Origin of the sequence: Allobosea sp. (assembly GCF_030695125.1) — a bacterium.
Taxonomy (GTDB): Bacteria; Pseudomonadota; Alphaproteobacteria; order Rhizobiales; family Beijerinckiaceae; genus Allobosea.
Genome location: NZ_JAUYTP010000085.1, coordinates 131,478 through 152,825 on the forward strand (window position 1 = coordinate 131,478; position 21,348 = coordinate 152,825).

Consider the following 21,348-nt stretch of genomic DNA (forward strand, 5'->3'; position numbering starts at 1 on the left):
GGTCTGACGCGCTTCGAGATCCAGAAACGAGCAGGAGCGCATGGGGTCCGCAGTTTCACTCGACCGGCTCGACTTCAAGCTTCTCGACCATCTCCAGCGCAACGGCCATTGCTCGAATGTCGAGCTGGCCGCTGCAGTCGGTCTGTCGCCCAGCCCCTGCCTCGCCAGGGTGAAGCGCCTGGCGGAGGCCGGCGTGCTGCGGGGATTCGAGGCCGACATCGCCCTCGAAAAACTGGGCGATTTCATCACGGTCTTCAGCGAGATCACCATCGGCGAGCATCGCCGCGACAGCTTCCGCATCTTCGAGGAGGCCGCCGAGAAGCTGCCCGAGATCACGGAGTGCTACAATGTCAGCGGCGGCTGCGACTACATCCTCAAGATCACCGCAACCAGCATGGCGCGGTTCAGCGAGATCCGCGACCATCTACTGGAGCTGGATGTCGGCATCATCAAGTTCTCGACGAAGATCGTCCTGAGAAAGCCATTCGCGAGCCGCGCAGTCCCGCTACGGAGCCTGAAGTTGGGGAACTAGCCGCCTGCGATCCGGCGTATCAGAGGCCGAAGACGCCCGGCAGCCCGCCGATGTCGGATCTCGACATAGCCGTAATAGGGGTTCGGCGGCTCATGGCCCCGGTTGACCCAGACCTTGTTCCTGATTCCGAGGTCATGCGCCGACATCAGGTCGTAGCGGAACGACGAGGAGACATGGCAGATGTCTTCAGGGCCGCAGCCGAGCATGTCGAGCATGTACTCGAAGGCCTTGAAGCGCGGCTTGTAGGCGCCGGCCTGCTGCGCGGTGTAGACGGCGTGGAAGGGCGCGCCGAGCCGGCCGACGTTGTGGGGGATCTGGTCGTCCATCGCATTCGACAGGATCACCAGCGGGATCTTCTCTGCGACCTTGGCGAGGCCGGCGGGCACATCCGGATGCGGCCCCCAGCTCGGAACCTGCTCATAGACCCAGCGCGCATCCTCGGGCCGGAAGACGACGCCGTTACGGCGGCAGGTCTGCTCCAGGGCATTGTAGACGATCGCCTCATAGGGCTTCCAGTCGCCCATGACCTCGTCGAGGCGGTAGGCCGAGAAATCGTCGATGAATGTCTGCATCGCGGCGCCTTCCAGCTGGGCGCCGTAGAGCGAGCGCGCCGCGTCGGCCATCGCGAAATAGATCAGCGTACCGTGACAGTCGAAGGTCACGTATCGCGGTTTGATGATGGCCATGGCCTCGGCTCCTGCTTGGCGAGGCGATCCGCCCCGCTGTCGCAGCAATCCTAAGGGGCGATCGCGTCACGGCACGCGCCGGATCACAGGCCTGTCGAGCACGAATTGCCGCAGATCGGGCGTCCGGCAGCAGATCCTTCGCTCAAGCGGACAGGGGATCCCGAAGCGTCAGGCCTCGCCGCCGATGCAGCGCTGGAACCATGTCGAACTGATCCAGGCGCCGCGCTTGCGCGCATAGTCCTTGAAGGTGCCGACCTCCTCGAACCCCAGCTTGCGATGAAGCGCGTTGGACGCCGCATTCGGCTGGGCGACGCCGGCCACGACGAGATGTACGTCCTCCGCCTGCAGGAGCGCGATGAGGGCGCTGTAGAGCCTAGTCCCGATCCCGCCCCGGCGCCGGCCGGGATGCATGTAGATGCTCGTCTCGACCGTGGTGTCGAAGGCGGCAGACGGACGGTAGCGGCTGCTATAGGCGGCCCCCAGCACGCCGGAGGCATCCTGCGCCACCAGCAGCCGGTAGCGCCCCGCACCATAGCCGCCGAACCAGGCCCGGCAGCTTTCCTGCGTCATCGGCTCCGTGGTGAACCGGGCATTTGTATGCTCGATGTAGTGATTGAAGATCTCGGTCAGGGCGGGGATGTCGTCGGCCATGCCCGGCCTGATGAGGACGTCGTCATGCGGCATCGAGCGAAACCTTCGGTGTGTTCTCGCCATGGGGCTCCTGTTCACGACAATCATGCCGCGTTCAGGCCGAAAACACACTCACCCCACCGCTCCGATTTCCCGCGCCAGCTCTCGGCTCACAGGAACCGGATGTCTCCGGATCGGTTCCTGCCGGCTTACGGCGCCGACGCCTGCGAGAGCAGTTCGTCGCCTCCGGTCTTGACCAGGAAGGGCGGCAGCCCGCCGAGCGCCTTCCCAAGCGTAATCGCTGTCAGGCGGGCATGGCCGGCCATTCCCGGCGCCCGCCGGGCGTACTGCGCCGGCTAAGCCGACCGCACTGCACACATAGTTCCGGGTGACAGCGCACCGTTGGATGTGACAGTTTCATGACGAGCAGGGGCGGCTATCCGCCTTGCACGCATGCCCGGCCTCGATGCCGGGCGCGGTCAATCAGATCTGGGAGGTTATCGTGGCGATCAACAAACTTGTTCTGGCGGTGGGCTTCGCCCTGACGTCGACCATGGTCTGGGCCCAGGCCCCTGCGGGCAAGGTCACCGTGGTCACGTCGTTTTCGAAGGATGTGACCGACCCGATCAAGAAGGCCTTCGAGAAGGCCTCGCCGGGCGTGACGCTCGAGGTTCAGAACCGCAACACCAATGCCGGCGTGAAGTATCTCGAAGAGACCAGGGCGAACAACCAGGTCGACCTGTTCTGGGCCTCGGCACCGGACGCTTTCGAGGTGCTCAAGGGCAAGAAGCTGCTCGCCCCGTACAAGCCCAAGGCGACGGGTATCCCTGAGAAGATCGGCTCCTATCCGATCAACGATCCCGCCGGCTTCTATGTCGGCTTCGCGGCCTCCGGCTACGGTATCATGTGGAACGACCGCTATGCCAAGGCGCGGAAGCTGCCGGAGCCCAAGGACTGGCAGGATCTCGCGGGCCCGGCCTTCTACGATCATGTCTCGATCGCCTCGCCGGCGCGGTCCGGCACGACGCATCTGACGATCGAGACGATCCTCCAGGGCGAGGGTTGGGACAAGGGCTGGCGCACCATCAAGGAGATGGCCGGCAATTTCAACACGATCACCGACCGCTCCTTCGGCGTGCCGGAAGCCGTGAACTCCGGGCAGGTCGGCGTCGGCATCGTCATCGACTTCTTCGCCTTCTCGGCGCAGGCCTCGGGCTTCCCGGTCAAGTTCGTCTACCCGACCGTCACCACCGTGGTGCCGGCCAATGTCGGCATCGTCGCCAATGGGCCCAACAAGGCGGCAGCCGAGGCCTTCGTCGAGTTCCTGCTCTCGCCGGCCGGACAGGAAGTGCTGCTCGAGCCCGGCATCCGCCGCCTGCCGGTCAACCCGGCCGTCTATGCCAAGGCCGGCGCCGACTATCCCAACCCCTTCACCGATCCCCGCTTCCAGAAGATGATCGGCTTCGACGTCGACAAATCGGAAGCCCGCACGGCGGTCGTCGACACGCTGTTCGACCAGCTGATCTCGTTCCAACTCGACGCGCTCAAGGGCGTCACCAAGACGCTGCACGAGGTCGAGGCGGCGCTGGCGAAGAAGCCGAACCCGCAGGCGAAGGCGATGGCCGACGAGGCGCGCGCCCTGATCGCCGCCATGCCGGTCAACGAGGCGCAGGCCTCCAGCGCCGAACTGCGCGGCGCCTTCACCGGCGGCAAGGAGAAGGGCGCACGCCAGGCCGAGGTCGAGGCGCAATGGGCGAGCTTCGCCCGCGACAGCTACGCCAAGGCCAAGGCCAAGGCCGAAGAGGCGCTCAAGGCGGCGCGCTGAGCATTATAACCCATCCCCGCGTCATCCCGGACGCAGCGAAGCGGAGATCCGGGATCCATGCCGGTACGGCTCAGGAATGGATCCCGGATCGGCGCGGCTTCGCCGCTTGTCCGGGATGACCGCGCGCTTTTGGTTCAACGATCAGGACGGGCATGACCGCCATCCCCACCGCCATCCCCACCGCCACCAGCACTCTTCCCCGCGCCCGCCGCCTTTCCGCCACGCCGGGCCAAATCGCGCTGGCACTTGCGATCGCGGCCTTCCTGCTGCTGTTCCTGGGGCTTCCGGTCGGGACCGTGCTCTACGTCGCCTTCACCGAGAAGGGCACGTCTAACTTCACGCTGGTCAATTTCTACGATTTCGTCCGCACCGAGCTGTTCATGCGCTCGCTGTGGAACTCCTTCTATGTCTCGGCGATGTCGGTGGTCTGGGCCTCGGTCTTCGCCCTGCCGCTGGCCTATCTGACGACGCGCTTCGTCTTCCGCGGCGCGATGCTGGTCCAGACCCTCGGCTTCCTGCCGCTGATCATGCCGCCCTTCGTCGGTGCGGTCGCGATGCAGCTCTTCTTCGGCCGCAACGGCTCGATCAACCTGCTGCTGGACGACTGGTTCGGTTTCAAGATCGGCTTCATGGAAGGGCTGAACGGCGTCATCTTCGTCCAGTCCGTCCACTACTTCCCCTTCATCCTGATCAATCTCTCGGCGGCGCTGCGCAACATCGACAGGGCGATGGAGGAGGCGGCGCAGAACCTCGGCTCCTCGGGCTTCCGCCTGTTCCGTCGCATCGTCTTCCCGCTCGCCCTGCCGGGCTATCTCGCCGGCGCATCGCTCGTCTTCGTCAAGGTCTTCGACGACTTGGCGACGCCGCTGCTGCTCAACGTCAAGGACATGCTCGCGCCGCAGGCCTATCTGCGGGTGACCTCGATCGGCATCGCCGACCCGATGGGCTACGTCATCTCCGTGGTGCTGATCGTCGCCTCCGTGATCGCCATGTGGCTGTCGGCGCTGGCGCTGAAGGGACGCGACTACGCCACGACCCAGCGTGGCGGCGGCGGTTTGGCACGGCGCGTCATGACGCCCTGGGAAGCCGTGCTCGGCTATGGCGTCGTCATCCTGATCCTGGGGCTCGTGCTGGCGCCGCATCTGGGGCTGCTGCTGCTCTCCTTCGCGACGATCTGGTCGTTCTCGCCGCTGCCGGACGCCTTCACCACGGCCCATTACGCCCGCGTCTTCGGCGAAAGCTCGGTCTACATCACGAACACGCTGATCTATGCGACGCTGGCCGGCGGTATCGACATCGTGCTTGGCGTCGCGATCGCCTATCTGGTCCTGCGCACCAAGCTGATCGGGCGCGAATGGCTGGACTGGGCGGCCTCAGCCGCGCTGGCCATTCCCGGCGTGGTGCTCGGCATCGGCTATCTCAGGACCTTCTACGGCGTCACCCTGCCGGACGGCACGCCGCTGGCGTCGCTCTGGATCACCATCGTGCTCGCGCTCGCGATCCGGCGCCTGCCCTATGCGCTGCGGGCCTGCTACGCCGCGCTCCAGCAGATCTCGGTCTCGCTCGAGGAGGCGGCGGAAAACCTTGGCGCCACCAAGGCCCGCACCGTCAGGCGGGTCGTCGTGCCGCTGATGGCGGGCGGCATTCTCGCCGGCTTCGTGACCAGCTTCTCGACGGCGGCGGTCGAGCTCTCGGCGACGCTGATGCTGGTCCAGTCGAACTCCGACGCGCCGCTCGCCTTCGGCCTCTACGTCTTCATGCAGTCGGCCGCCGGCCGGGGCCCCGGCGCCGCGCTCGGCGTCGTCGCGGTTCTGCTCGTCGCACTCTGCACCTTCATCTCGCATCTGATCATCGAACGCAGCCAGAAGGCCAAGGGAATGGGCCACTGACATGAACGCCATCGCCCCGCTGACCACCCCGGCCGTCTCGGTCGACATCGAAGGAGTCAATCTCTCCTATGGCGACAACCACGTCCTGAAGACCGTCGATCTGTCGATCCGGCCCGGCGAGTTCTTCGCCTTCCTCGGCCCGTCCGGATGCGGCAAGACCACGCTGCTGCGCTTGATCGCCGGCTTCAACCAGGCCGATACAGGCCGCGTGCTGATCGGCGGCAAGGACATTTCCGGCCTGCCGCCCTGGAAGCGCGACGTCGGCATGGTCTTCCAGTCCTATGCGCTCTGGCCGCATATGAGCGTCGCACGCAATGTCGCCTTCGGGCTGGAGGAACGCGGCGTCGGCCGTGCCGAGGTCGATCGGCGCGTCGCTGTCGCGCTCGATCTGGTCGGTCTCGGGCATCTCGCCGGGCGCCGCCCCTCGCAGCTCTCCGGCGGGCAGCAGCAGCGCGTCGCTGTCGCGCGCACCGTGGCGGTCGAGCCAAAGGTGCTGCTGCTGGACGAACCCTTGTCCAATCTCGACGCCAAGATGCGTGTCCAGGTCCGGCGCGAATTGCGCGACCTGCAGCAGCGGCTCGGCCTGACGACGATCTTCGTCACCCACGATCAGGAGGAGGCCAACACGATCTGCGACCGCATCGCGGTGATGAATGATGGCGTGGTGCAGCAGGTCGGGACGCCGATGGAGCTCTATGAGCGCCCCGCCAATCTCTTCGTCGCCAGTTTCCTCGGCACCGCCAACATCCTCGACGGCACCGTCGTGGGCACGGGCGGGGAGCGCCACTTCGCTATCAAGGGCGGGATCAAGCTTCCTATCAGCGCTGACATCACCATTCCAGACGGCGCCAAGCTCGTTTTCCGCCCCCAGCACGCCGCTCTGACCGGGCCTGCCGCGTCGGCGGGGGACGGCCTCGCCTTGCCCTGCGTCGTGGCGCATCGCGAATTTCTCGGCGCGAGCGTGCGCTACGGCGTGCGCGTCGGAGAGACCGAGGTGGCGGTCGACACGCCGTTCCAGTCCGGGCGTGACTTGCACGAGATCGGTGCCGACGCGACGGTCACGCTCTCGCCGCACGCGCTGATCTGGCTGGCAGACTGACTGATCCCGAGATTCGACGGACGCGCCGTGCGATCTGTTCCGGGCCGCAGGCCCACGCCTGCCGCCGCTCTTGTGGCAGCCCGGGTCGACGAACCTGCGCAGTGTTAAAATGCGCGCTTTACATGCCGACTATCGGCCTGGGAGGGCTTGGCATAAGGCCGGTGGGATCGCAATTTTGAATAAATGACGAATTAAAATGATTTGCCTCTAAGGTATGGAGTTATAATAATATAGCTGTGAGTTATAAGTTTAAAATCAGTCTAGTTATAAATATTTATCGATTTTACACTAATATTAAAATTTAGAATATCTGTTGTATTGGAGATATCATTATATTAGACGGCCCCATCCGATGGTGGGGCGATAAAATGTATAACAATTCAAAATTAGTTGCTTTAACTGTTGTTCTCTCTTCGATCTGCGTTCCTGCGGCTTCCTATGCTCAGGCGGTCACGCAGGCTCCTGCGCGCGACACCGCATCCGAGCCGATCTCGCTCGACCAGATCACGGTTACCGCCACGCGCGGCGAGAAGCAGGTGCTCGACGTCCCCGGCACGGTCAGCATCATGTCCCGCCAGGACCTCGACCAGCGCATCACGCGCGACATGCAGGATCTCGTGCGCCACCAGCCGGGTATCAGCGTCAACCGCCAGACGACGAGCACCGACCCCTTCGCCAATTTCGGCGGCTTCACCATCCGCGGCGTCGGCGGCAACCGCGTCCAGATGCAGGTCGATGGGGCGCGGGTGATCGAGCGCGTCACCGACGGCAACCGCGATTTTGTCGATCTGCCCTTCCTGAAGAACGTCGAGATTGTGCGCGGGCCGGGCTCCGTGCTCTGGGGCGCGGATGCGCTCGGCGGCATCGTCGCCTATCGCACGCTCGATCCGCAGGACCTGCTGAAGGGCCAGAACCGCCTCGACAAGGACAAGCCCTATGCGGTCAGGCTGAGCAGCGCCTATGACAGCCTCGACCGGTCCTTCGTGAAGACGGGCGTGGCGGCCTTCCGCTTCTCGCCGCTGCTGGAAGGCATTTTCGGCGTCAGCCAGAAGACAGGGCACGAGGCGAAGCTGACCAAGGCGCGCGCCGATGGCGGCCGCTGGGGCTGTCCCGTACCGACCAGCCGCTTCCTCGGCTGCAACCAGCTCAACCCGCTCGACACGACGGTCTGGAACGCCTTCGGCAAGCTCGTCTTCAAGCCGGGCGGAGACCACAGCTTCAAGCTGACCGGCGAATACTACGACAGCGATTCGACGGTGAACCAGCTCAATGACTACAACGTCGTCAGCAGCGGCATCCGCAACGGCGCCTATATCCGCAACCAGGTGAAGTCTCGCAAGCGCATCGCGCTCGAGCATGAGTGGGATGTCGGGGCGAGCTTCCTCGACTCTGTCCGCTGGCAGGCCTCCTACTCGCCCCAGAGCCGCACCTTCGTCAGCAATCGGCTGCAGACGCTCGCCAATGGCCAGCAGCGCTTCACCCGCGGCCTGCACGATTACGAGGAGCAGTTCTCGCAGCTCGACATCCAGGCGAAGTCGAGCTTCGCGTTGGGCCCGAGCTTCCACCGCCTGACCTATGGCTTCCAGGGCGACATCACCCGCACCGACTACAAGCGCCAGGACGACGTCCGCAACCTCGCGACGAATGTGCTGACCACGACGGTCGCCGGCGGATTCAACTTCGCCAATGCGACGACGACGCGGGCCGACATCTACATCCAGGACGAGATCGAGCTGCTGTCGGGCCGATGGACGATCACGCCCGGCATCCGCTACGCGACCTACAACATCGATCCCAGGCTCGGCCCCGGCTATGTCATCGTGCCCGGCAAGGCGCCGCGCGAGATCGATTCCCAAAAGGTGATCCCGCAGGTCGGCACGATCTTCAAGCTGGACGAGACCTATTCGCTCTATGGCCGCTATGCCGAGGGCTTCAAGATGCCCACCGCCGAGCAGCTCTACACCTCGCTGCCCGCCTCGACCTACAACCTGATCCCGAATCCCGATCTGCGGCCCGAAAGCGTGCGCTCCTATGAGGCGGGCGTTCGCGGCCAGTTCGCCCAGGGCTGGTTCTCAGTCGGCGTCTTCCATGCGCGCTACAAGGACTTCATCCAGTCCCTGTACCAGATCCCCGGCACGACCGATTACACCTATCGGAACGTCTCGCAGGTGCAGATTTCCGGCGTCGAGGCCTCGGCCGAGTACCGCCTGCACGAGCGCTGGCTGCTGAATGCCTCGCTCAGCTACCAATATGCAGACCAGCGCGTCACGGCCGGTGCGGCCAAGACGCCCTTCGACGTCAACCCGTTCAAGGCCGTCACCGGCGTCAAATACCTGATGCCGGAATACGGGCTGGAGGCGGAGGTGATCGGCACCTTCGCGGGCGGCGCCAACCGGGCGAGCACGACGGACACCTTCAAGCAGGGCGGCTACACGGTCTTCGACGCCTATCTGAACTGGAAGCCGACCTCCTTCATCACCCTGCGCGGCGGCGTCGAGAACATCTTCGACAAGCGCTACTTCGCCAATCTCGTCGGCGGCTCCTACGCGAAGACGGCCTCAACCTCTGTCGCCGCGGCCAATCCGCTGGAACTCCAGACCGCGCCGGGGCGAACCTTCAAGGTTTCGGCCACGGCCGAGTTCTGAGCCCCTCTTCCCGTCCGGCTGCCACGCCGTGTCCGGTGCGGCGGTCCCGCGACGCTGCGCCCGAAACCCGCAGCGTCGCCCCCTCTTTCGGAGCACCATCAGAATGACCACCCCCGTTTCCCTGCGCGAAGCCCTGCCGCAAAGCCCGGCCGAGATTCTGCCCCTGCTGCCCGCGATGGGGCGCGTAATGCTGAGCACGCGCTTCAATGGTGCCATCCATGAGCGGATGGGGCCCGTGGGCACCGTCACGATCGCCGATGGCAAGGCCCGCCTGACCGGCAACTGCCATGACAGCGTCATCGACCTCGCAGTGGTCACGCGCATCGTCGTCGATCGTTCCGGCCGGATGCGCGACAAGGTCCTGCCCAAGCTCGAATGCCAGGATGCGGCGGGCGAGACGCTGTTCAGCCTGATCGGCCTCGAAGGGCTTGAACCGTTCGACGCGGCGCTGGCGCCGCTCGGGGCCGGCTCGCCGCTCGAACCGGTGGTGCGCGAGGCGCCTTCGGGCGAGGCTGCGCCTGAACTGCCGGCGGACGATCTGGGCGCCGCGACCTTCGCCGTGATCCTCGCCAATGGCCAGCCGATCGCCATCGATCTCGAGCGGGCGGGACTGTTCCAGCACTGGGTCGGCGCCCTGCCCGAACCGAAGCCCTCGATGGGCTTCGTCAACATCATGCAGGGCGATTTCCACCTCCACCTCAAGGCCGGCGCCGTCTTCGGCTGGCGGCGCCGGGAGGGCGATGGCGAGGTGCGGTTGCTGGCGCAGGACGCGCAGGGGCGGGAGACCGGCCTCGTGCTGTGCGGGCCGGCGGCCGCATTCGCTGGCGTTCCGGCGGTCATGGACGGTGGTGAGCATGGCTGAAGCAGGGCAGGGCGCACCCATGGTCGCGCATCCCCGTGCGAGCTGGCTCTGTCCCGACACCGGGCGGGCTCTCCAACAAGGGGAGCTGATGCGCGCCATGGCGCGCAAGCGCGCGGTGCTGCTCGGCGAGACCCATGACATCGCCGAGATCCATCGCTGGCAGCTCCACGTCATCGCTTTCCTCCACATGGTCAGGCCCGAGATGGCGGTCGGCTTCGAGATGTTCCCACGCAGGGTGCAGGCCGTTCTGGACGTCTGGATCGACGGCGGGATGGACACGGCGGCCTTTCTCGAACGCTGCGAGTGGTCAAAGGTCTGGGGTTTCGATCCCGCGCTCTATCTGCCGCTATTCCATTTCTGCCGGCAGCAGCGCGTGAAGATGCTGGCGCTGAATTGCCACCGCCCTTTGGTCACCCAGGTCGGTCAGGTCGGATGGGACGCGATTCCCCTCGAGCAGCGCGATGGCGTCACGCCGTCCGCCCCGGCCACCGCGGCCTACCGCGCCTATCTCGAAGGGTTGATGGGTGGCGGCGCGGCCGATCGCCAGGTCTCGGCCCCTTCGGCGATCAGCGACCGTTTCCTGCGCGCCCAGCAGACTTGGGACCGGGCCTTCGCCTGCGGCATCGCCGACCATCTGGCGCGCGCGCCGGGCGACCTCGTCATCGGCATCATCGGGCGCGGCCATCTCGAATACGGCCATGGCACACCGCATCAGCTCGCAGATCTGGGCATCGCGGACGTCGCGGTGCTGCTGCCGACCGATCGCGACCGCCACGACCCGGCGGCGCTCGCCGGCATCGCCGACGCGGTCTTTCGGCTTGATGTGCCGGAGCCCCCGCCGCCGTCGCGCCACCGGCCCAGACCGAACTGAGCCCGCGCGATGATGACCGTGCTCGCCGATATCGCCAGGCTCGCAAAGCTCTGCATCGGCGGCCCGGGCGGCCGCCTCGGATTGGTCTACTTCATCGCGATCGTCGCGCTCGGGCTGATCGGCGTGCGGGTCGGAATCCAGCTGATCACCTGGAACGCCGATTTCTACAATGCGCTGCAGAAGCTCGACGTCCCCGCCGCCCTGCACCAGATCGGGGTCTATTTCGGGCTGACCGCGATCACCGCGGCGCTTCACCTGGCTTCCACCTATCTGCGGCGGCAGCTGCAGATCCGCTGGCGCCACGCGCTGACGGAGGCTGCGCTCGAACGCTGGCTGGCCGGCAAGGCCTATTGGCATCTGCGCGACCGCACGGAGAACGGCCTCGACAACCCCGACCAGCGCATCGCCGAGGATTGCCGCATCTTCGTCGACAAGCTGACCGACGAGGCCCTCGAGCTGATCACCAAGATCGTCGGACTGATCTCCTATGTCGCGATCCTGTGGTCGCTCTCGACCTTTCCGCTGGCCTTCGCCCTGGCCGGCTTGTCCGTCGAAGTTCCGCGCTACATGGTCTGGGCCGCGCCGGTCTACGTCGCCATCGCCACGCTGATCACGCATGGGCTCGGCGCCCCGCTGAAGCGGCTCGATGGCGAGCAGCAGCGGCGCGAGGCCGATTTCCGCTTCGCGCTGACGCGGCTGCGCGAGAATGTCGAACCGGTCGCGCTCGCAAGCGGGGAGGCCGCCGAGCGCGGCCTGCTGGCGCAGCGCTTCGCGGCGCTCGCCGGCAACTGGCACCAGCTCGCCCGCCGCGAACTCATCCTGGGCCTGTTTTCGCGGCCCTATTTCCAGACCGTGCTGACGATGCCGATGTTTCTGGCCCTGCCGGCCTATCTCGCCGGGCGCGTGACCTTCGGCGGGCTGATGCAGATTCGCTCGGCCTTCCAGAACGTGGTGACGACGCTGTCCTGGTTCATCTTCTCCTACAAGGACCTGGCGCAGCTCGCCGCCACCGCGAGCCGGCTCGGCCATTTCCTCGACGCCGCCGAGGCGGCCGCGGCTCTGGCTCCGCAGCCCGCCGTGGCGGCATCGCCCGACGACCGCCTGCGGCTACGGCAGATCGCGCTTTCGACCCCGGCCGGACGCGCTCTCGCGCCGCTGCCGGCGCTCGACTTTTCTCCCGGCGAGGCCTGCTGGCTGCGCGCGCCGTCCGGGCACGGCAAGAGCACGCTGGTCAAGGCGCTGGCCGGGCTCTGGCGCCATGGTGCGGGCCGGATCGAGCGGCCCGCAGGGTCGATCGCCTTCCTGCCCCAGCAGGCCTATCTGCCGCTGGGAAGCCTCGCCGCGGCGCTCGCCTATCCGGCGCGGGCAGCGGACTTCTCCGATGAGGATTACCGCGCCGCGCTCGCCGCGGTCGGGCTGCCCGGACTCTGGACCCGCGACGAGGCGGTCTGGCTCCAGGCCAGGCACGGCCTCTCGGGCGGCGAGCGGCAGCGACTCGCCCTGGCGCGCCTGCACCTGCATAAGCCGGGCTGGGCCGTGCTGGACGAGGCGACGAGCGCGCTCGATTCGGAAGCCGAGCGGCAGGTGCTGGCGGCGCTGCGGGCCGCGCTGCCGATGACCGGCTTCATCGTCATCGCCCATCGCGCGCCCGAGGGCATCGGACCCGATCGGATCATCGATCTCGTCGCCGCAGAGGCGGCAGGCGTTCCCGACGATGTCTCAGCCAGCCTTGAACGGGTGGGTTGACGATCCGCGACTTACCGTTCGCTTCCTACCCGGATCGTTCATGGTCTTCATGACGTCCCCCGACGACCCCGCTTGTCGGCGCATCACCCGATGAGGGCGGACCTGATCTGCTGCCAGCTTTCCTGATCGCTCGCGCAGAGCAGGCCGGTGGAGGGCCGCCCCGGACCATAGGGGCTGCCGTCGAGCATGCGGGCATGGCCGCCGGCCTCGCTGAACAGCAGCACGCCGGGCGCGTGGTCCCAGGGGTTCAGGCCGCCATAGAGCAGGAAGTCGCAGCGCCCGGAGGCCGCGAGGCGGTATTCCTGGCCGCAGCAGCGCAGCGACGCCACGCTGGCGAAAGCGGGGAAGCGGGCCGGCAGGGCGGAGCGCAACGGTTCGGGGAAGTACTGCCAGCTCGCCATGCCGTTCATCTGCGCAAGGGCCACCGGCCTGCCGACGCGCAGATCGCGGGCCTGGCCATCGGCGCTTTCGAGCCAGGCACCCTCACCGCGCAGGGCGAGCGCACTGTCGTCCAGGATAGGGTCATGGATCGCAGCCGCTGCGCTCTCGCCCCTGACGATGGCGGCGGCCATGACGGCGAAGAGCGGCAGGTCGGAGGCGTAATTCAGCGTGCCGTCGATGGGATCGATCACGAAGGCGAGGTCCGCCTCGGCGAGGCGCCCCAGCACGGCCGGGTCGCGCGTCGCAGCCTCCTCGCCGACGAGCAGCGCGCCGGGGAAGGCCCGCTCGAGCTCGGCGAAAATGAAGCGCTCGGCCGCCTCGTCGGCCTCCGTCACGAGATCGCCCGGCGCCGCCTTCTCGCGCACCTCGCCGGCCGCCAGCTTGCGGAAGCGCGGCATGATCTCGCGCCGTGCCGCCTCGCTGAGGATGCCGTTCAACCGATCGAGATCGCTCCTTGAAAACAACATCGTGCTCTCCCGCGCCGACCGTTAGCCGGCATCGAACTCGACCAGGATCGGCTGGTGGTCGGAGGCGCGCGTGTCGACATCGCAGACAATCCGGCGGGCGCGGCCTGCGAGGTCTGGCGTTGCCAGCACATAGTCGAGGCAGCCTGGTGGACCATAGGTCTGGTCGACGATGAAGGCGGTGGGGGGCGGCGGTGCATCTCCCATCACGACGGGCCAGAGATCGCGCAGCGGCGGCGTGCCGTCGTCGAATGGCGCCATCAGTCGCGCCAGAGCGGGGTCATCCGGCCGCATGTTGAAATCGCCGGTGAGGATCGCGCTCGCCGTGTTGGGCGTCGGCGCATAGGTGTGCGGGCCCGGAGCGCGCGGTGTGCGGGCGCGCGACGCGGCCATGCGATGAGCTTCCCGGATGCCCTCGACCTGGGCCGCACGCAACACGGTCGACGAGTATTCGAGATGCGTCGTCATCAGCCGCACGGGCCCCAGCGGCGTCTGCGCCACCGCCTCGACCAGTACACGCGGCATGTTGCGCGTCGCCGCGGCCTCCCAGGGCAGGAGATGGCGCAGGGCCTGCGCGACCCTGTAGCGAGTCAGGATCAGGTTGCCGAAGCGCTTGCGCCCGCCCCGGCCGTCATCGACATCGACGCCGATGCCCTCGATCGCGGTGAAACCCGGCAGCATCTCCGCGAACAGCGCGAACTGGTCGGTGTCGTCATTGCCGTCGAGATCGGGGAAATTCGCCGCGACCTCCTGCAAGCAGAGCACGTCGAAATCGGCCATGGCGCGAGCGTGCTTGATGATACGGCGGGGATCGACGACATCGTCCGTCCCGCGCGCCCACTGGATGTTCCAAGTGATCAGCTTCATCGCCTGCGCGCCTTGGTCACTTGATGCCGGCGCGCATGAAGCTCTGCACGAACTGGCGCTGGAAGAGCAGGAAGCCGATCAGCAGCGGGGCCGAGGTCATCAGCGTCGCCGCGCAGATCACCGCCCAGTCGATGCCCTGGTCGCTCGACGAGAACACCTGCAGGCCGACGGTCAGTGGGCGCGACTCGACCGAGTTCGTCACCAGCAGCGGCCAGAGGAAGTTGTTCCAGTGATAGCTGACGGAGACCAGCCCATAGGCGATGTAGGTCGGCTTCGCGAGCGGGACATAGACCTTCATCAGGATCTGCAACGGGCTGGCGCCCTCGACGCGGGCGGCGTCGTCGAGTTCCTTGGGCACGGTCTTGAAGGTCTGCCGCAGCAGGAAGATGCCGAAGGCCGAGGCGATATAGGGCAGCGCGATGGCCGGGATGGTGTCGATCAGATCGAGCCTGGCCAGCGTGCGGTAGTTCTCGACGATCAGCGCATCGGGCATGATCATCAGCTGCGCCAGGATGAGCGCGAAGGCGATGTCGCGGCCCCAGAAATCCTGCCGCGCCAGCGCATAGGCCGCCAGCGTCCCCAGCACGAGCTGGAAGGCGAGGATCATCGTTACCAGGATGAAGGTGTTGAGGAAATAGCGTGCGAAGGGCGCAGCCGCCCAGGCCCTGGTGAAGTTGTCGAGCGTCAGCGGCGCCGTCAGCACGAAGCGGGTGGTGTACTCGGCCGGATGGATCGCCGCCCAGACGGCATAGGCCAGGGGCAGCACCCAGAGCAGCGCGAGCAGGATCGCCCCGGTCGATTCCAGCGTCAGAGCCAGGCCCTTGGGGGCATAAGGATCCGAGCGCGCCGCGGTGACAACCGGCTGAGGAGCAGCACTCATCGATAATGCGTCCTGCGCTCGAGAATGCCGTACTGGACGAAGGCGACCAGCGCCAGCAGCGCCAGCAGCACACAGGTCAGCGTCGCCGCATAGGCCGTGTCCCAGAAACTGAAGCCGACCTGGTAGATGTAGAACAGCAGCAGCGTCGTCGCGTTGTCGGGCCCGCCCCGGGTCATGACGAAGATGTGGTCGACCATGCGGAAGGCGTTGATCACGGCATTGATCAGCACGAACAGCGTCGTCGGCATCAGCAGCGGAAACTGGATGCGCCGGAAATAGGTCCAGCGCGAGGCGCCCTCGATCGCGGCCGCTTCGCCGAGGCTGGGCGGCAGCGCCTGCAGGGCCGCCAGATAGAAGATCATGAAGAAGCCGGCTTCCTTCCAGATCGCGACGACCGTGATCGCCGCCAGCGCCGTGTCCTGCGAGCCCAGCCAGTTGGTGCTGCGCCCGCCGAACAGCCCGACGATCTGCTCCAGCAGCCCGTACTGCGGCGTGAAGAAGAACAGCCAGATGTTGGCCACCGCGATCATCGGCAGGATCGTCGGCGTGAAGAACGCCATCCGCACCCAGGTCCGCCCGACGATCTTGTCGTTGACCCAGACCGCCATCAGGAGCGCGAGCGCGATCGAGGTGGGGATGGTGCCGAGCGCGAACCAGAGATTGTTCGACATCGCCTTCCAGAAGATCGGGTCCGCGAGCAGCTGGTGGTAATTGTCGAGCCCGATGAAGCGCGCCGGGCGGCGCGCCTTGGGTGTCGAGTAGAAGCTCTCGATGAGACTCGCGACCGCCGGCCAATGCGTGAAGAGAGCCAGGCAGGCCATGGCCGGCAGCAGAAGCAGCCAGCCATGGACCGTGGCGGTCGCGCGGGAGTTCATCGCGAGGCGGGTCCCGTCTCTCAGCGATAGGGCTTCAGGATGCGCTCAGCCTCGGCCTGCGCATCCTCCAGCGCCTTCTGGGGCGTCTTCGTCCCGGTCAGCGCGGCCTGCAGCCCGTCATTGAGCGCCTTGGTGACGCGCTGGTTCTCATGCGTCGAGAGTTCGGCCACCGCATGCGGAAGCTGGTCGCGCGCCACCAGCGCCGGCGGGAAGCCCGCCGCATAGGTCTTCATCGCCGCCGTCTCATAGGCCGCCGGCGAGACCGCGACATAGCCGGTGTCGATGCCCCACTGGGCGGCGCGCTCGGGCGTCGTGATCCAGCGGATGAACTTGAAGGCGGCCTCCTGCTGGGCCGGCGTCGCCTTCTTCGAGAGGTAGAAATTGCCACCGCCGGTTGGGCTGCCGCGGCGCTTGCCGGCCGGTAGCATGGCGACGCCGAAGGGGAATTTGGCGTTGCTGCGGACATTGGTGAGGTTGCCCGTGGTGGTCCACATCATCGCGACCTTCTTCTCGAAGAAGTCCTTCGGCGTGGTGCCCCATTCGACGATGCCGGGGGGATGGACCTTGTGCTTCTGCGCGAGGTCGACCCAGTACTGCAGCGCCTCGACGACGGCCGGGTCGGCATAGTTGGTCGTGTTGCCGGCGGCATTGGCGAGGATCGCACCGGCCTGCGTCGAGAGGCCCTGGAACAGCCAGTAGGGGAAGCCCGAGGACGGGATCTGGATGCCCCATTGGGTGACGTTGCCCGAGGCGTCCTTCTTGGTCAGCTTCTGGGCGAAGTCGAGCTGCTCGGCCCAGCTGGTCGGCGGCTTCTCGGGATCGAGCCCGGCCTCCTTGAACAGCTCCTTGTTCCAGTAGAGCACCACGGTCGAGCGCTGGAAGGGGATGCCCCAGGTCTTGCCGCCGGTCTGGCTGTTTTCCATGAAGGCCGGGAAGAAGGAGGCGAGCCACTTCTTGTCGTCCTCGGTCTTCACGAAGCTGTCGAAGGGGACGATCGCGTCCTCGTCGATCAGCGTGAACATGTCGGTGGAGAGCAGGACCGAGGTCACCGGCGGCGTGCCGCTCTTGTGCGCGGTCAGCGCCTTGACGATCGTCTCCTGATAGGTGCCGGCATAGATCGGCTTCAGCTTGATCGAGGGGTTCTCTTTCTCGAAATCGGCGGCGTAGCTGTCGATCAGCTTGGTGATCGGCCCGCCAACGGCGACCGGATAGAAAAAGGAGACCTCGGTCGCCGCCTGCGCCCGGGCGAGGCCCGGCAGGGCCAAGGATCCCGCGAGCGCCGCAGCGCCGCTCAATACGTCACGCCTGTCCATTTTGTCTTCTCCCTGGTGAGGTGGCTTGCGCCCGACCCTTGTGAACGGATCTTAACCCGAAGCCACTTTGCGCTCGGACGCCTGGTCGAACCAGTGCAAGGCCGATTGTGACACTGTGATGTAGACGGTTTCGCCCGGCCTGGTGCGCACCTTGCCCGCCCGCCGGACGATGAAGCCGTGCCCCCCGATGCGGGTTTCGACCAGCGTATCGGCGCCGAGATACTCGACCGCCACGACCTCGGCAGCGATGCCGCTCTCGCCCAGTTCGGTCATTTCGGGTCGGATGCCGACGGCCAGCGTCGCCGGATCGTACCCCTGCGGCGGCGTCAACTGACCGGCGCCGCCCGCCGCCAAGATGGCTTGGAGCGGCACGACATTCATCGGCGGCGTGCCGACGAAGCGCGCGACGAAGATGCTCGCCGGGTTCTCGTAGATCTCGTCGGGCGGGGCATCCTGCTCGATGCGGCCGTTGCGCATGAGCACGACCTGATCGGCCATCGTCATCGCCTCGACCTGATCATGCGTGACATAGACCATGGTGATCCCCAGCCGCTGCTGGAGCTCTCGGATCTCGCGGCGCATCTCGACGCGCAGTTGCGCATCGAGGTTCGAGAGCGGCTCGTCCATCAGGCAGACGGGAGCCTCCGCGACGACGGCCCGGCCCAGCGCCACCCGCTGCTGCTGCCCTCCGGACAATTGCGAGGGCTTGCGGTCGAGCAGGCCCTGGAGCCCGAGGATGTCGGCAGCGCGTGCCAGCCGGGTGTCACGCTCTGCGCGAGGGACCTTGCGCACCTCGAGACCGAAGGCGATGTTCTGCGCCACCGTCAGATGCGGGAACAGCGCATAGTTTTGGAACACCATCGCGATCCCGCGCTGGGAGGGCTCGGCCCGGGTGACTTCGCGGCCGCCGATCAGAATCGCGCCGCTGCTGGTGTCCTCGAGCCCGGCGATCAGGCGCAACGTCGTCGACTTGCCGCATCCGGAAGGGCCGAGCAGCGCGACGAGCTTGCCCCCATCAACGGTGAAGCTGACCTCGTCGACCGCCGCCGCGCCGCCCCAGGTCTTCGAAACGGCTTTCAGCTCGACAGAAACCATGCGTCATCCGGACCGGCGCCCCTGATGCCAAACTGAGCCGGCACAGGGTCTATGTTCTCGTTCGTCGATATGGCGCAAAATCGCCCCGCAGCACAAGGCCGCCCCCCATCGCGCCGGGGTCCGTCGCTCAGCCGCGCGCCACAACGAACCGCTTGACGCGCATGGTGGCCAGGCGCCGAAGACGGGCCCTCCGAATTCCACCTCTAATTCATTGAATTCAAGGTTATATTGCCATTGTTCACGGGTCGCGATCGGCGCCGATCATCACCTGCTGCGAAACAAGGTGATCGAACAACGTGAATGGGGTTGGCAGCATTTGAGGTGGGATCACGGTTCGATACTGAACCACAGCAAGGGCTTTGACCTCGGTCGGCGTCAGCGCCACCGGCACGGTCCGCAGCGAATCCCAATAGGCGACCAGCCGGTTCAGGGCGATCTGGAAGCGGTCCTTGGCTTCGCGCGCACTCTTCGTGCGCAGCGACACATAGACCTTGTCCGTGACGGTCACGGTGACCGATTCGCCGTTGATCGGCAGGGTCACGGGACGGCCGCGCGCGACCTCCCGGAGCTCGTTCGGAACCCGAACGTTGAGGTAGTAGGATCCCGACTTGGTAGCGAAGGGACGTGGCATCGCAAGGGCCATGTGTGAAACCGCTGTGTGAAAGCGGATACCCGATAAGCCCTTACAAAACCGAATCTCTTTGTCCTGCTGAGGAAAAAGAGTGGTGCCCAGGAGAGGATTGCGCTTTTCGGACCAAAGGCCTTTGAAATTAAAGGAAAATTTGAAGCGGTCAAGCGGGTTTGTTACACGGTGTTGGCGCACGGGTAGCCGCCTCTCGTGGGTTGCGCCAATAGACCGAGAGATAATCCCTTAATCAAAAATGCACTCCACATGCGAGACACATCCCTACGACATGGGGACCGACGATCGCCCCTTAGGGACCGGCTCTTCCGCTCCTGGAAACTGCTGGCCGCACTCTTACCCCACAAAGCCGAGCCACGAGCATCAGAGTTCAATGGAGGCATTTCGTGGGGACTGACCAGCCAGTTCCTTTCCCAACTCTTGCGCATTGTGAGTGCGGACTAACGCCAAACCTGCGTCGGGAATGTCAGTCGGTGAGTCCGAGCTCTGTGCGCGCAGTGATGAGATCGTCTTCGTAGTAGCGCTTTCCGCCACAATCCCGATTGAAACTGACGTTCTCAAGCTTCTGAGCTTCTACACTTCGGTTATACTCGGCGCTAGCTGCAGAGGTGGATTGAATCGTCGCATTCAACTTGGAGACCTGCGCGTTGAATGCGTCTACGCTCTTCTGGCTCGTGCGGTCTAAGGCCGCCTGGCTTGCGTTGAGCATCGACCTGCGGAGCTCTATTTCGGCTTGCCGGCGGGAAATTGCTTCGTGGCGCGCTTTTAGGTCGGTGTTAGCTTTCTCAAGTCTATCCTCGATGGTGAGGCAGCTCTTTAGCTGGGCAGGGGTTAGGGTATTGACGGCGTAGTTTTTTGCCGCACGGTCGATTGCCCTGAGTCCGCCGCCGATGCGAAAACGTTTGGCCTCAGCGGGGGTAATCGCAGTGCCTGCTAAAGCGACAACTACAATGCCGCTGAGCAGTTTCGCGTGGACGGGGCGCATTTACATTCTCGCTGATCGGTTTGCCGATACGAGGTTATGACAGCGTATCGCTGGCTGCAAACAAGGGAGATGCGTGCGAGACAGGTCTCGACGAAGCTGCGACTGACAGTTGCCCCCTATGCACAGTGTTTTCGGCTCTAGGCAAACAACCCGCCCCACCTCCACGAAGCTCAGCGTCCGGCGTCGGCCTTCTGGGGATCGAAGTTTAGCTCCTTGAACAGGCGCTCAACCTCGTCGGTTCGTGCCCCGCTTTCAATAGCTGGCTTGGCCGGAGCTTGCTGCGGTTCTAATAGCCGCGATCCCCACGGACTACAGCGGGGCTCCTTTCGCATATCGAGATTGACGCACAGCGAAACGTCCCCAGTGAAATTGTCTATTCGCCAAAGCGATTGATGAGACCCCGAAGACATTGCATAGTGACCGGTTACCGCTATTGCAGTCGCAATGCAAAATAGGCCAAGGAAAATTCCCAATGACCAACGCGCGTCCCTTTTGGGCAAGTCCACTGGCGCTCCCCCTTCTTTACATTCGCACAAAGCGGGCGCTGGCATTCCAGCAATACCACGCCGCGCTCCGCCTTCCTGAGCGGCAAAACCGAGGGTCTTTTCGTTCCCTCGGAAGCTCGTCCTTGAGCGTGGCCTTTTCAGCTGAAAGAATAGAACCGAGCGCGAGCAACCCAAGACCGATCCAAGTCAGGAAGGGACGATACGACACCGACCCCGCCAACTCAGCAACACTGTATGCGATCTGGCAGGGGCGCGTTGCGTAAAACAGACAAGGCAAAGCGTCCTGCGCCAGTCCCTCCCACTTCACACCGATCGCGAGGGCCACCCTTTGGAAAAAGGAAAGCCACCACGCCGCCGACAGAGCAATGCAGGCAAAGCCAGACCCTAGCATCAATCTACGTAGCATCATTCGGGGGGGGGGGGGGGGGGGGGGGGGGGGGGGGGGGGGGGGGGGGGGGGGGGGGGGGGGGGGGGGGGGGGGGGGGGGGGGGGGG

Annotated in this window: 17 protein-coding genes and 1 pseudogene; 8 read left to right on the plus strand and 10 right to left on the minus strand. The window is 65.6% G+C overall.

Annotated elements, in window-relative coordinates; all coding sequences use genetic code 11:
* The first annotated feature begins 40 nt into the window (after window positions 1–40).
* Window positions 41–532 (plus strand): Lrp/AsnC family transcriptional regulator, encoded by a 492-nt coding sequence (locus Q8S38_RS24815; RefSeq protein WP_305682989.1) that lies wholly within the window; start codon window positions 41–43, stop codon window positions 530–532.
* Between the two features lie 19 nt (window positions 533–551).
* Here Q8S38_RS24815 and Q8S38_RS24820 read toward each other — a convergent pair.
* Together Q8S38_RS24820 and Q8S38_RS24825 are read right to left on the minus strand one after the other, a co-directional pair.
* A pseudogene (locus Q8S38_RS24820) lies at window positions 552–1,218 on the minus strand (haloacid dehalogenase type II).
* Window positions 1,219–1,386: 168 nt separating this feature from the next.
* Window positions 1,387–1,902, minus strand: a complete 516-nt coding sequence (locus tag Q8S38_RS24825) for a GNAT family N-acetyltransferase (RefSeq protein WP_305682990.1) — start codon at window positions 1,900–1,902, stop codon at window positions 1,387–1,389.
* A 499-nt stretch (window positions 1,903–2,401) separates the two neighbouring features.
* On the opposite strand from Q8S38_RS24825, the gene Q8S38_RS24830 reads away from it, so the two are divergent.
* From Q8S38_RS24830 to Q8S38_RS24860, 7 genes are all read left to right on the plus strand, one after another.
* Window positions 2,402–3,673, plus strand: coding sequence for an ABC transporter substrate-binding protein (locus tag Q8S38_RS24830; RefSeq protein WP_305683009.1), 1,272 nt, complete (start codon window positions 2,402–2,404; stop codon window positions 3,671–3,673).
* 152 nt (window positions 3,674–3,825) lie between these two features.
* The gene (locus Q8S38_RS24835) at window positions 3,826–5,562 is read left to right on the plus strand and encodes an ABC transporter permease (protein WP_305682991.1); all 1,737 of its coding nucleotides are present in this window, start codon (window positions 3,826–3,828) and stop codon (window positions 5,560–5,562) included.
* A 1-nt stretch (window position 5,563) separates the two neighbouring features.
* The gene (locus Q8S38_RS24840; RefSeq protein ID WP_305682992.1) at window positions 5,564–6,661 is read left to right on the plus strand and encodes an ABC transporter ATP-binding protein; all 1,098 of its coding nucleotides are present in this window, start codon (window positions 5,564–5,566) and stop codon (window positions 6,659–6,661) included.
* 368 nt (window positions 6,662–7,029) lie between these two features.
* On the plus strand, window positions 7,030–9,306 hold the full coding sequence (locus Q8S38_RS24845) for a TonB-dependent hemoglobin/transferrin/lactoferrin family receptor (protein WP_305682993.1): 2,277 nt from the start codon (window positions 7,030–7,032) through the stop codon (window positions 9,304–9,306).
* A 103-nt stretch (window positions 9,307–9,409) separates the two neighbouring features.
* Window positions 9,410–10,168: a hypothetical protein gene (locus tag Q8S38_RS24850; RefSeq protein ID WP_305682994.1), complete on the plus strand. Its 759-nt coding sequence runs from the start codon at window positions 9,410–9,412 to the stop codon at window positions 10,166–10,168.
* Window positions 10,161–11,039: a ChaN family lipoprotein gene (locus tag Q8S38_RS24855; RefSeq protein ID WP_305682995.1), complete on the plus strand. Its 879-nt coding sequence runs from the start codon at window positions 10,161–10,163 to the stop codon at window positions 11,037–11,039. Before Q8S38_RS24850 ends, Q8S38_RS24855 begins: the two co-directional genes overlap by 8 nt.
* A 9-nt stretch (window positions 11,040–11,048) precedes the next feature.
* Entirely contained in the window at window positions 11,049–12,785 is a 1,737-nt protein-coding gene (locus Q8S38_RS24860) for an ABC transporter ATP-binding protein/permease (protein ID WP_305682996.1), read from the plus strand.
* An 83-nt stretch (window positions 12,786–12,868) separates the two neighbouring features.
* Here the strand turns inward: Q8S38_RS24860 and Q8S38_RS24865 are convergent, their stop codons facing one another.
* The 8 genes from Q8S38_RS24865 to Q8S38_RS24900 all read right to left on the minus strand — a co-directional run bounded on the left by Q8S38_RS24865 (window position 12,869) and on the right by Q8S38_RS24900 (window position 20,348).
* Window positions 12,869–13,693 (minus strand): inositol monophosphatase family protein, encoded by an 825-nt coding sequence (locus tag Q8S38_RS24865; protein WP_305682997.1) that lies wholly within the window; start codon window positions 13,691–13,693, stop codon window positions 12,869–12,871.
* 21 nt (window positions 13,694–13,714) lie between these two features.
* On the minus strand, window positions 13,715–14,557 hold the full coding sequence (locus Q8S38_RS24870) for an endonuclease/exonuclease/phosphatase family protein (RefSeq protein ID WP_305682998.1): 843 nt from the start codon (window positions 14,555–14,557) through the stop codon (window positions 13,715–13,717).
* A 16-nt stretch (window positions 14,558–14,573) separates the two neighbouring features.
* Entirely contained in the window at window positions 14,574–15,437 is an 864-nt protein-coding gene (locus tag Q8S38_RS24875) for a carbohydrate ABC transporter permease (protein ID WP_305682999.1), read from the minus strand.
* Window positions 15,434–16,312 carry a carbohydrate ABC transporter permease gene (locus Q8S38_RS24880; RefSeq protein WP_305683000.1) on the minus strand — a complete coding sequence of 293 codons (879 nt, stop codon included), beginning with the start codon at window positions 16,310–16,312 and terminating at the stop codon, window positions 15,434–15,436. Before Q8S38_RS24880 ends, Q8S38_RS24875 begins: the two co-directional genes overlap by 4 nt.
* Before the next feature lie 20 nt (window positions 16,313–16,332).
* Entirely contained in the window at window positions 16,333–17,625 is a 1,293-nt protein-coding gene (locus Q8S38_RS24885; RefSeq protein WP_305683001.1) for an ABC transporter substrate-binding protein, read from the minus strand.
* Between the two features lie 51 nt (window positions 17,626–17,676).
* The gene (locus Q8S38_RS24890) at window positions 17,677–18,720 is read right to left on the minus strand and encodes an ABC transporter ATP-binding protein (RefSeq protein ID WP_305683002.1); all 1,044 of its coding nucleotides are present in this window, start codon (window positions 18,718–18,720) and stop codon (window positions 17,677–17,679) included.
* Between the two features lie 238 nt (window positions 18,721–18,958).
* Window positions 18,959–19,261 (minus strand): DUF6538 domain-containing protein, encoded by a 303-nt coding sequence (locus Q8S38_RS24895; protein ID WP_305683003.1) that lies wholly within the window; start codon window positions 19,259–19,261, stop codon window positions 18,959–18,961.
* Window positions 19,262–19,829: 568 nt separating this feature from the next.
* Window positions 19,830–20,348 (minus strand): hypothetical protein, encoded by a 519-nt coding sequence (locus Q8S38_RS24900; protein ID WP_305683004.1) that lies wholly within the window; start codon window positions 20,346–20,348, stop codon window positions 19,830–19,832.
* Window positions 20,349–21,348 lie beyond the last annotated feature (1,000 nt).